General features: G+C 58.2%; 9 protein-coding genes and 3 pseudogenes. 3 read left to right on the forward strand and 9 right to left on the reverse strand.

Annotation, left to right across the window (positions count from 1 at the left end):
- Window positions 1-71: 71 nt before the first annotated feature.
- The 8 genes and pseudogenes from typA to infC all read right to left on the reverse strand — a co-directional run.
- A complete protein-coding gene (typA, locus tag BBOMB_RS03620) occupies window positions 72-1,997 on the reverse strand; it encodes a translational GTPase TypA (RefSeq protein WP_044087135.1) in 1,926 nt (641 codons plus the stop codon).
- A gap of 229 nt (window positions 1,998-2,226) precedes the next feature.
- Window positions 2,227-2,913, reverse strand: coding sequence for an SMC-Scp complex subunit ScpB (gene scpB, locus BBOMB_RS03625; protein WP_081867271.1), 687 nt, complete (start codon window positions 2,911-2,913; stop codon window positions 2,227-2,229).
- Window positions 2,914-3,041: 128 nt separating this feature from the next.
- A pseudogene (locus BBOMB_RS03630) lies at window positions 3,042-3,827 on the reverse strand (segregation and condensation protein A); the annotation flags it as partial.
- 10 nt (window positions 3,828-3,837) lie between these two features.
- On the reverse strand, window positions 3,838-4,677 hold the full coding sequence (locus BBOMB_RS03635; protein WP_044087134.1) for a ParA family protein: 840 nt from the start codon (window positions 4,675-4,677) through the stop codon (window positions 3,838-3,840).
- Between the two features lie 25 nt (window positions 4,678-4,702).
- A pseudogene (locus tag BBOMB_RS03640) lies at window positions 4,703-5,733 on the reverse strand (site-specific tyrosine recombinase).
- Between the two features lie 250 nt (window positions 5,734-5,983).
- Window positions 5,984-6,367 (reverse strand): 50S ribosomal protein L20, encoded by a 384-nt coding sequence (rplT, locus tag BBOMB_RS03645; RefSeq protein ID WP_044087132.1) that lies wholly within the window; start codon window positions 6,365-6,367, stop codon window positions 5,984-5,986.
- A 51-nt stretch (window positions 6,368-6,418) separates the two neighbouring features.
- Entirely contained in the window at window positions 6,419-6,613 is a 195-nt protein-coding gene (gene rpmI, locus BBOMB_RS03650; protein ID WP_044087131.1) for a 50S ribosomal protein L35, read from the reverse strand.
- A 310-nt stretch (window positions 6,614-6,923) separates the two neighbouring features.
- Window positions 6,924-7,622 (reverse strand): annotated as a pseudogene (gene infC / locus BBOMB_RS03655) (translation initiation factor IF-3); the annotation flags it as partial.
- A 444-nt stretch (window positions 7,623-8,066) separates the two neighbouring features.
- Here infC and BBOMB_RS03660 point away from each other — a divergent pair.
- From BBOMB_RS03660 to gap, 3 genes are all read left to right on the forward strand, one after another.
- Entirely contained in the window at window positions 8,067-8,867 is an 801-nt protein-coding gene (locus tag BBOMB_RS03660) for a thiamine diphosphokinase (protein WP_044087129.1), read from the forward strand.
- Window positions 8,868-8,948: 81 nt separating this feature from the next.
- The gene (locus BBOMB_RS03665) at window positions 8,949-9,380 is read left to right on the forward strand and encodes an arsenate reductase family protein (RefSeq protein WP_081867274.1); all 432 of its coding nucleotides are present in this window, start codon (window positions 8,949-8,951) and stop codon (window positions 9,378-9,380) included.
- A 77-nt stretch (window positions 9,381-9,457) separates the two neighbouring features.
- Complete coding sequence (gene gap / locus BBOMB_RS03670; protein ID WP_044087128.1) at window positions 9,458-10,513, forward strand: type I glyceraldehyde-3-phosphate dehydrogenase; 1,056 nt, start codon at window positions 9,458-9,460, stop codon at window positions 10,511-10,513.
- A gap of 297 nt (window positions 10,514-10,810) precedes the next feature.
- Here gap and BBOMB_RS03675 read toward each other — a convergent pair whose 3' ends face one another.
- Window positions 10,811-11,677, reverse strand: coding sequence for an aldo/keto reductase (locus BBOMB_RS03675; protein ID WP_044087127.1), 867 nt, complete (start codon window positions 11,675-11,677; stop codon window positions 10,811-10,813).
- Window positions 11,678-11,709: the final 32 nt, after the last annotated feature.

The following is an 11,709-nucleotide window of genomic DNA, read 5'->3' on the forward strand; positions in this document are numbered from 1 at the left end:
ACCTCTGGAGCCATACAAGACAAGGCCCGAACGAATCGGGCCTTGTAAAGTCGAACCGAATGCGGAACGGACTATTTGCGAGAAGCGTCCTGACGACGCTGACGGGCCCTCCACTTGTACCACTCGTCACGGCTCAGAATCACCTTGCGCACACGAATGGACTCGGGGGTCACTTCCACGCACTCGTCCTCGTTCGCGAAATCAAGCGACTCCTCAAGACTCATCTGAATGGGGGGAGTGAGCGTCTCAAGAACATCGGCGGTGGACGAACGCATGTTCGTCATATGCTTGGCGAGTGTCACGTTCACGTCCATCTCATCGGGCTTATTGTTGACGCCAACGACCTGACCCTCGTAGACGGTGGATTGCGGCTGAATGAAGAAGCTGCCACGCGCCTGGAGGCGTTGCATGGCGTACGGAGTGGCCGTGCCCTGGCGGTCGGAGACCAATGAACCGTTCTGGCGCGTGGTGATCTCGCCAGCCCACGGCGCGTAGCCCGCCGAGATGGAGCTGGAAATGCCCGTCCCGCGGGTCGCGGTGAGCAGCGCGGTACGGAAGCCAATCAGGCCGCGCGACGGCACGGTGAATTCCATGCGCACCCAGCCGGAGCCGTGGTTGCTCATCGAGTCCATGCGTCCCTTACGGTCTGCCATAAGCTGCGTGACGGCACCCATGTACTCCTCTGGCACGTCGATGGTGTCGGCCTCCATGGGCTCGTTGACCTTGCCATCGATCACTTTGGTGACCACCTGCGGACGGCCGACCGTGAGCTCGTAGCCCTCACGACGCATCTGCTCGGCCAAGATGGCCAAGGCCAGCTCGCCCCTTCCCTGCACCTCCCAGGCGTCCGGACGTTCGGTGGGCAGCACTCTGATGGACACGTTGCCGATGAGCTCCCTATCAAGCCGGTCCTTGATCATACGGGCGGTCAGCTTGTGGTCCTTGCCCTCGGTACCAGCGATCGGGGAATCGTTGATGCCGAAGGTCATGGAGATGGCCGGGTCATCCACATGGATGAGCGGCAACGGCTTGGGATCGTCCTTATCGACGATCGTCTCACCGATCATGATGTCGGAGACGCCCGCAACCGCGACGATGTCACCGGGCCCCGCCTCCTCCACAGGGAAACGGTCAAGCCCCTGCGTACGCAGAATCTCAGTGAGCTTGAAGTTTTCGATCGAACCGTCGACGCGCGAAAGCCCATACTGCTTGCCCTTCTGGAGCTTGCCGTTGTAAATGCGCACCAAACCGAGACGCCCCAGGTAATCCGAGGAGTCGATGTTGGTGACGTGAGCCTGGAGAGGAGCTCCCTCTTCATATTCCGGCGCAGGGATGTTGGAGATGATCGTGTCGAAAAGCGGCTCGAGATTGTCGTTGTCCGGCAGGGCACCGTCATCGGGTTGGTTGCTCGAAGCATAACCTGCCTTCGCTGCGCAGTAAATCACAGGCAGGTCAAGCAAGGAATCGAGATCGAGATCCACGCCTTCTTCAATCACATCCTGTGCCAATCCAAGCAGCAGATCGGTGCTTTCGGAAACCACCTCGGAAATCCGGGCGTCCGGACGATCCACCTTGTTGATGCACAGAATGACGGGAAGCTTCGCCTCGAGCGCCTTGCGCAGCACGAAGCGGGTCTGCGGCAGCGGCCCCTCGGAGGCATCCACCAACAACACCACTCCATCCACCATTGAAATGCCGCGCTCCACCTCGCCGCCGAAGTCCGCGTGCCCCGGGGTGTCGATGACGTTGATGGTGATGCCGTCGGGCTCGCCGTACTTTTCAGCGAGCGGACCATGATATTCCACGGCCGTGTTCTTCGCGAGGATGGTGATGCCCTTCTCGCGTTCCAGATCGTTGGAATCCAGAACACGGTCCGGCACTTCCTCACGTTCGCTGAACACATGCGACTGCTGAAGCATCGCGTTCACGAGCGTGGTCTTACCGTGGTCAACGTGAGCCACAATCGCCACATTCCTGATATCACCACGTACTGCCATAAATCCCTCTTCTTGCCTCGTCTATTCGTTACCTGTCTTATACAGCGATCAGTTCAGATTCTCCGCTAACGCCTGAAAAGCATAAACCTTCATCATAGTAGCCGGGCTGCGTGACAGTGAGGACTATGTTTCACCATGCGCCACACCGTCGCGGACTGCATGCACTGGTCATGCCCGCGGAGAATTGATTCAGGGCGCGACGTTCCTCTCGTCCGCCTCGTCCGCCTCGTCAATCACGTCCCCCCGCCTTAGGCATGAACGGTGCCAGCCTAGGCAATTGATCAAGGGAGTCAAGCCCCATTTTTTCAAGGAACAAAGGGGACGTAACCAACAAGGCCGCACGAGTGTCGGCATCCACACCGAATTCGCGAATCAGCCCCCTGGCCGTGAGCGAACGAATCACGCCATCGGAATTCACACCTCGAATCGCCGCCACACCCGCTCGCGTGATCGGCTGCTGGTAGGCCACGATGGCCAACGCCTCAAGCGCAGCTTGGGAGAGTTTCGCAGCCTGCCCTTCATTCACGAATGCGCAGACCACAGGTTCATAGACGGCGCGACTGCAGAATTGCCAACCGCGAGCGGTATGCCTCAATTCAAAACCACGTCTCCCGCAGTCCGGTCGCATTCCGTCGTACTGCTCCTGCAACGAGACGAGCGCAGCGCACACACGGGCGCCATCCACACCCAGCACGCGAGCCAGATCATCGCTGTGCTGGGGTTGATCGGCCACCATCAACACCGCCTCCAAACACGCCTGAAGGCCGCCCGGCAACAGATCGACATCGAAGCTCAAGGCCGAGGAATCCGCACCCGATCCAGCGGAAATCCTGCCTTCACGCCGACCGTCGCATCCGTCCAGCCGACCAGCACTCTCACCCAAGACATGCCCCTCGTTCCCTGTTTCCTCATTCATGCAAAATCACCCATGTCCATCATTGACTTTTCTGCCTGTGAAGCGACGTCGACGTCCGGTTCGCCGCCAGCGCCGTTTGTGGAATGAACGCCATCGGCGCCCGTCTCGGTGCCATCCATGTTCGCGCCGCCTTCCACCCATCGTAGGTTGAGCTCCGCGAACGGACCCGCCTGCCGGTATTGGAGATGTCCTTGCTTGAAGAACAGCAACACGGCAAGGAAGCGCGCTACGATCTCAAGCCTTGACGAAACGTCATGTATCAGCTCCGTGAACGTCATCGACCCCGCTGCCTTGTCCTTCCCCGAAGCCGTCCCACGCCCGCACAACGCGGATAGGCGGCTTTTCACGATGGCGGCCTGCGCTTGAAGATCCACCTGTGAAACATGGAGCTGACGCAGCGACACCTCGCGTTCGGGTGCGTTGCCGATGACTTGTGCCGCAAGGTGCGCCAGGTCATCCGCAGTGAGGGTCCACACCAGTTCAGGTAGCAGCGACACGGCAAAATCATCCAATGCCGCCGGGTGCGGATGCCGGCCGGCGTTGGCTTCAAGCCGCCCGCGGAAATCCGAAGCCGCGCTTTTGAACGCCCGGTATTGCACGAGCCGTGCGAAAAGCATGTCACGTTCGCGCAGCGCCTCAAGACTCTGCTCATCACGCTCGGAGTCGAGTTCTCCCGGAAGCAGGGCCACGCTTTTCGCCTCGACCAAAACGGATGCCACATCAATGAAGGAACTGGCCTCACTCATGTTCTTCGACAGATCCATGCCCCGAACATAATCAAGGAACTCTTCCGTAATGGCGGAAAGCGAGATCTGCGTAAGCTCCATCTGTCTGTTGGCTATCATGGAGAGCAACGCATCGAACGGGCCGCTATAGGCGGGTATATCGACCGAAAAACCGGTATTGGCGCTCATGGCTCTGCCATCAGGACACCACGCCGCGGGCGATCAGCTCCCGCACCGCGGCGCGGTATTCCTTCGAGGTCTTGTGCTCCGGCGCGTACATGGTCACCGGCACCGCCGCGACGGTGGAGTCCGGCAGTTTTATGGAACGCGATATCACCGCGTGCAACACCTTGTCACCGAAGGCCTCATAGATGCGCTGCAGCACCTCCTCGCTGTGCAGTGTATGTGTATACATGGTGACGAGCACACCATCGATGATGAGGTCGGGGTTGATGCGCCCCTTGACCTTTTCAATGGATTGCATGAGCAGAGCCACACCGCGCAGGGCGAAGAACTCCGCGGCCACCGGGATGATCACGCCATCGGCGGCCGCCAATGCGTTGACGGTGAGCAATCCGAGCGAGGGCTGGCAATCGATGATGATGGCATCGTACTCGTCTCGTACCTGTCGCAGCACACCAGCCAGTATCTGCTCGCGCCCGACCTCCGTGACCAATTGAATCTCCGCCGCGGAAAGGTCGATGTTGGCGGGGATGACGTCCAGGTTCTCGAAATTCGTATGCTGAATCACATCGTGCGTATCCACGGATGAATCGAACAACGCCGTGTATATGGTGTTGTCGATGCTGTTGGCGTTGATGCCGAGGCCGACGGTAGCCGCACCCTGCGGATCGAAGTCCACGATCAACACCCGTCTGCCATACTCGCTCAACGCTCCCGCTATATTGATGGAACTCGTGGTCTTTCCTACCCCGCCCTTCTGATTGCACATGGCGAGCACCCTCGCAGGGCCATGGTGACTGAGGGGCTGTGGGGCCGGAAAGGTTTCGTATTGACGTCCAAGCATATCGGTAGGCATGGCTTCAGCTTAGCAAAAGGCCTGCTCACCTGGCTCGGGGATGGGCACTCAGGTACATCTCGATGAGGTTCTCGGGGCTCACATGCGTGTATATCTGAGTAGTGGTCACCGAAGCGTGTCCAAGAAGCTCCTGCACGGTTCTGACGTCCGCACCGCCTTGAATCAGATGTGTCGCAAACGAATGACGCAGCGTATGGGGATGAAGCGGTTTGGAGATGTGTGCCCGTCGACCCGCCTCCTGGACCACCTCCCAAACCGACTGCCTGGAGATGCGGTGACCACGTTTATTGAGGAAGACCGCACTACGTTCCGGGTAAACTCCCTCCCGCCGAGGACGCGCGACGCGCATTGACGCCGAGCCTTGCCGACCAGCGCGCGATGAGGCCTCGTCCCCGCGCGAGCTTCGGCCGCCCGCCCTCGATTCAAGCTCGGGGCGCCCGACCTCAGGTAGCGCCGCAATGCCTTGACCGCGGCACCTCCAAGTGGTACCAGACGCTGTTTAGCGCCTTTCCCGGTGAGCCTGACCACACGCTCATCGAAATCAATATCGGCCAGGTCAGTCCCCACCGCTTCGGAGACGCGGCAGCCCGTTGCATACATGAACTCCAACAACGCCTTGTCGCGCAGCACCACAGGATCGTCCGAACCTCCGATCGAAGCGGCGTCAAGCAATGCCGCCACCTCATCGACGCTCAGCACATCGGGAAGATGCCCTGATGACTTGGGAGCTTTGACTTTTGCCGATACATCAGCCTCCACCGTCCCCTGCGCAAGAGCGAACCTGTGGAATTCATGAATGCTTGCGAGATGACGCGCCCGGCTGCGTCCGCTCTGCCCCTGTTTAGCCAATGCCGTCATGTAATCCTCGACGTCGCGGCTGCCGACGTCGCCGACACGGGTGATGCCACGCTCCTCAAGCCACGCGATGTAGCGCCTGATATCGGATCCGTAAGCCCTGACCGTGACCTGCGAAAGACCTCGCTCCACCCCGACATGCACGAGAAACTGCTCCAACAGCACCTCAAATTCTCCGCGTCGGCTCCCTTCCTCATCCATATCATCATTGTATCGATGCTATGAAACCACGCTCCCGGGCACACGCCGAAGGACGTGCTACGCCAAATCGACACTACAGTCGGCAAGGCGCACGGCTCCGCACACAATCCGATGGCGCATTCGCATCATTCAAGCCCGATCGGCGCCGGCTGCCTTACCATGCGGCAGACCCTGGCAACCGTTACGGGCTAACGCACATGAAAAAGCCCCATACCACTGAGGTATGGGGCTTTATGTCGTAGGACTCGAATCAGGCGGCCACTGGTGCGTTCACATCGGCAGGCAACGCAGCCTTGGAAGCATCAACGATGTTCTTGAAGGCAGCCTCGTCGTTAACGGCCAAATCGGCCAGAGCACGACGGTCAAGCTCGATTCCGGCAAGCCTGAGACCCTGCATGAAGCGGTTGTATGTCATCCCCTGGGCACGCACGGCGGCGTTGATACGCTGAATCCACAACTTGCGGAAATCAGCCTTACGCGCCTTGCGATCGCGGAAGTTATAGTTGAATGAGTGAAGCAGCTGTTCCTTCGCCCTGCGATAGGAACGGGACCTCTGACCACGGTAGCCCGAAGCCCTTTCAAGTACGACCCTGCGCTTCTTGTGGGCGTTTACCGCGCGCTTTACACGTGCCATGATGTTTCCTCCGAATTCTTAAATTTCCAAACAGCTTTTTACGCTCTTGATTCAGCGTCCGAGCAGCTTCCTCATGCTCTTGCTCTGTGCGGTGGCCAACACCGAATCCCTTGACAGGTCACGGCGCTTCTTGGCGGACTTGTGCTCGAGGTTGTGGCGCATTCCGGCGCCGTCGTGCATAAGCTTGCCACTACCGGTGACGCGTACGCGCTTTTTGGCTGCGGAATTTGTTTTCATCTTTGGCATTGCTGCCCTCCTTGTAATGGGATGTCATCCCCTGGTTGACGCACTGTGCCGGTCATGCGCTCGCAAATCGGCACAACGATTTCATTATTCCCGCTTACTGGGAATCGGAATCCTTCGTGGAAGCCCTGCGCTTGACTGGACGCGCTGACCGCGTGGCTGCCGATGGCTTGGAAGGCTTCGCTGCGGAGGTGGGTTTCACAGCCCCGGAAGGCTTTTCGGCCTTTCTCTCCCCCGAATGCACATCAGATGTCAAAGCCTTCCCCTCTTCGACCCCAGACTTGTCTGCGACCTTCGGTTCGTCGACCGCGCCGTTATGAACGGCAGCTTCACGCACCGGCGACTGAGCGGACATCGCGGACTGCTTGGCCTCAAGCCTTGCCGCCTGACGGGCCTGACGCTCGGCTCTCGACTGGTTGCCACGCCGGCGCTGCTCGGACTGGGTATGCACCTTCTTGCCCTTGGGCGCGAGAGTCATCATGATATTGCGCCCCTCCTGCTTCGGATAGGACTCAACGGTACCGTACTCCTCGACTTCTTGGGCAAGACGCTGCAGCAGCTCCACCCCGCCGATGGGGCGAGACTGTTCGCGGCCTCGCAGCATGATGGTGACCTTCACCTTGTCTCCCCCGTTAAGAAAGCGCACCACATGCCCCTTCTTGACGTTGAAGTCATGCTCGTCGATCTTAAGCCGGAAACGAATCTCCTTGATCTCGGCGGAACTCTGGTTGCGACGCGCCTCGCGCGCCTTGATCTTCTCGTTGTATTTGTATTTGCCGTAGTCGATAAGCTTGGCCACCGGAGGGTTGGCATCCGGGGCCACCTCGACCAAGTCCAGATTCGCCTCTTTGGCCAGATTAAGCGCCACAGAGGTGGCGATGACACCCACCTGCTCGCTGTTCGGACCGATGAGGCGCACCTGCGATACTCTTATCTGGTCGTTAATGCGTGGCTCGTTGCTGATAATGAACTCCAATCCTAGCTTCCCTTGGATGCGCCCCGGCACACTCATCGAGCAGGAATTCAAAACACAAAATGGAGCGAACCCTCACAACCGTGACGATCCAACACACATAACCGTTCATCTCCCGAAACACCACGGCGACAACGACCTGTTCTGAACCCGAAACTACGAAAAGCTCCCAGGTGGGGACACACCCACTTTCTTGATCACTCAAGCTAAATGACAAGTATACATCATACCCGGACTTATCCGCAACCCGTCACACGCGCCAAAACGGCGACCAACGGCGCAGACACCGAAAACACGCTTCGGAGGTCTCTTCCACCACCGCGAACGTGAAGCCGATGCCCGTCTTGAGGCACCTGCTCTGCGCATGGGCACCCTCGGCCGTACGACAGATCGGTGAGGCAGCCGGCTTGCCCGGCCTGACCGACAGGCGTTCAGCCCCACACACCGGCATGCGAGACGAATGGGGAGGTAGAATGTTGGTCCATGGACTCCAATGCGACCAGCACTTCCCTCAGTCGAGACGATGCAGCAGAAAAGATCTGCGTAATCTACGCTGCCGGAGAATACTACGGCGATGAACCGGACGCGGCCCACCTTCCGGCACACCGCCTCGTCGTGGCGGCGGACGGAGGGTTCGACCATGCATGTGTCCTTGGCGTAACGCCCGACATCGTGATAGGCGACTTCGACTCCACGTCGTACGCCGACGTATTGCGCAGGTCCTCCGGAGCCACGGTGATACCGCTTCCTGCGGAACATGACGATCCGGACATGCTCTCCGCGATGAAAATCGGCTGGAGGCACGGCGCCCGTAATTTTCATATCTTCGGTGGGTTGGGCCATAGGATTGACCATTCCATAGCCAATATACAGATGCTGTCGCTGCTTGCGCAGCACAACGCGGTGGGATTCCTCTACGGGAACGGCTACATCACAACGGCAATCCGCGCGGGCGGGCTGGATTTCGCCGCCCGACACCATGCTTCAGGCGAAATGGTGTCGGTCTTCGCTTACAGCGATGAAGTACATGACGTATATGAGAAAGGTCTCAAATACGAACTGAATGCGGCGACTTTCAACAATACTTCGGTGCACGGCGTAAGCAATGAGTTTCTGGATGGACGAAAGGCATCGATAGGCGTCGCGGACGGAACACTCATCGTGACCTTCCCCTCCTGCACCCCCCTGCCGAAACGGATATCACGTCTGATGCCAGACAAGGACGGCGAAGCGTTGGGGCCGCTGTCCACTTCGATTTCCTCGGCGCTGGCACATCCTCGCTAAACGGCGTACCCCACAGGTCAACGAGGCCGGGGCGTACGAGCCGCCCGTGGCAGGACATGTCGCGGGTGATAAGGTGAAGCCATGAACAAGAACACGAACACGAACGACAATGGTCCGAACGACTCCAGCAGTGTCGGGAGCACGGTGTTTCTATGCTACGAGCACTGCTCCACATGCGCGCGCGCCAGAAAATGGCTTACCGAACATGGTGTGCCTTACGCGGAGCGCGACATCAAGACCGACAACCCGGATGAGGGCGAACTCACGGAGTGGTACAGGCACAGCGACTTGCCGATAAAACGTTTCTTCAACACTTCGGGCCAACGGTATCGTCAGTTGCACCTCAGTGAGAAACTGCGTGGCATGAACGACGAAGAAGCGCTGAGATTGCTGTCTACTGACGGCATGCTCGTCAGACGTCCGATTCTTGTTAGCGGTAACATGGTTTTGGTCGGTTTTGATGAAAAAACATGGGAATCGGCTTTCCGCGGTACAGCGCGCACAGTAAAATAGGAGCCGTTGGTAAAAATAGCCGTCGAGCTCCAACTTACAACAAGATGCGCCACGGCTAAATTCAAAGGGAGAATTACATGACAGTAAAGATTGGTATCAACGGCTTCGGTCGAATCGGCCGTCTCGCCTTCCGCCGTATTTTCGAGCTGCAGGCTCGCGGTGGCGAGGCCAGCAATATCGAGGTCGCCGCAATCAATGATCTCACCACGCCGTCGATGCTGGCTTACCTGCTCAAGTATGACAGCACGCACGGCACTTTCCGTCATGACGACGGAAGCCTGGTGGACGTGCAGTCCACCGATGATTCCATCATCGTGGACGGCAAGGAATACAAGGTCTACGCCGAGAAAGACGCCCGCAACATTCCGTGGGTCAAGAACGATGGCGTAGAGTACGTGCTTGAGTGCACCGGCTTCTACACCTCCGCCGAGAAGAGCCAGGCTCACCTGGACGCCGGCGCCAAGAAAGTGCTCATCTCCGCCCCGGCGAAGGACAACACGACTCCGACGGTCGTTTACGGCGTGAACGAAGGCATCCTCAAGCCCAGCGACAGCATCGTCTCCGCAGGCTCTTGCACGACGAACTCGTTCGCCGCGCTCGTGAAGCTGCTCGACGACAACTTCGGCATCAAGGTGGGCTACATGACCACCATCCACGCCTACACCGGAACCGAGATGCTGCTCGACGGACCGAAGGGCTCCAACCCTCGCAACACCCGCGCGGCCGCAGTGAATACGATTCCGCATTCGACCGGCGCTGCGAAGGCCATCGGCAAGGTCGTTCCTTCCGTGGAAGGCAAGCTGCAGGGCCACGCCCAGCGTGTGCAGGTGTCCGACGGTTCAATCACCGAGCTCTTCACCGTCCTGAACAAGGACGTGACGATCGACGACATCAACAACGCCGCCAAGAAGGCTTTTGAGAACAACGACACCTACGGCTACAACGCCGATGGCATCGTTTCCTCCGACATCATCGGCGACACCCACGGCGGCATCTTCGATCCGACGCAGACCGACGTCAACACCGTCGACGGCGTGACGATGGCCCGTACCGTGGCCTTCTACGATAACGAGTACGGCTTCACCTGCAACATGATCCGCACTCTGCTTCACTTCGCCAGCCTGGAGAAGTAAGAGCTTCTGAGCTCAGGCTTAGTCGCTTATTAAAAGGTGTGCACGTCTACTTGGCGTGCGCACCTTTTTCGTTTTTCATTGTTTGTTCATTGTTTTTTTTCATTGTTTGTTTTCTTTTCTGTGCATACTTCGCTTTGCACGCCCTTGTCGTCTGCGGTGCCAAGCCGTCCGTATACAAAACCCACGACCCACCATGTTGACGAGCTCGAAAAGCAAACAAAATCCACCCGCTTTACCACCTTGCAGTGCCGCAGTACATACGGACCTGCAGCACGAAACAACACCAGTCACGTGGCTTCAACTTTCCTCATGGAACCGCGGATCGGAACCGAAGCAACGGCCTTGCGGATTATCCAGATTACGCAATTCACGCATATCCTGTTCATCCAGCTCAAAACCCATCACGTCAAGGTTGCTCTTCTGCCTCTTGGGATTGCTTGACTTAGGAATAGCCACATCACCAAGTTGTACATGCCAGCGAAGAATCACCGACGCCGGATCCACCTCATGCTTGTGTGCAATCGACACAATCGAGGGGTCCGCAAGCAGCTGGTTGGCACGCCCCAAGGGGCACCACGCCTGCGTGATTATGCCGTGAGCCTCGTCATAACTCATTTGCTCGTGCTGTTGAAAATATGGGTGCAATTCGACTTGATTGACCGCCGGAGCCACACCGGTGGCTCGCAGAAGCATCTCTATATGGCCAGGCAGGAAATTACTGACTCCAATGTGTCGCACCAACCCTTCCTCTCGCGCGTCAATCAACGCACGCCAAGCTTGCACGTATTGCGCTTGTGATGGATTGGGCCAATGAATCAGATAGATATCAATGTAGTCCAACCCCATTCTGAACGCACTTTCCTCTATGCAGCGGCGAGCATCGTCGTAGCCTTGGAATCTCCCCGGCAGTTTTGAGGAAACGATAATCTGCTCGCGTTCGATCCCCGACTCATGGATCGCCTTGCCCACCGTTCCCTCGTTTTCGTAATTTACAGCCGTATCCAGCAAACGATAGCCGGCGTCAAGTGCCGAGACAATCGTATCAACTCCGCGATTGCCAGCCACCGCTCCCGTGCCGAATCCGATTGCCGGCAGTATGAGGCCATCGTTCGCTATGCGAGTAGGCATTGTAGATGAGTCAGTTCCTTGCAGTAAAGCATCCATTGCTTTTATCTCCTGTGTACAACAGCCGATTT

It is taken from the genome of Bifidobacterium bombi DSM 19703 (genome assembly GCF_000737845.1).
GTDB lineage: Bacteria > Actinomycetota > Actinomycetes > Actinomycetales > Bifidobacteriaceae > Bifidobacterium > Bifidobacterium bombi.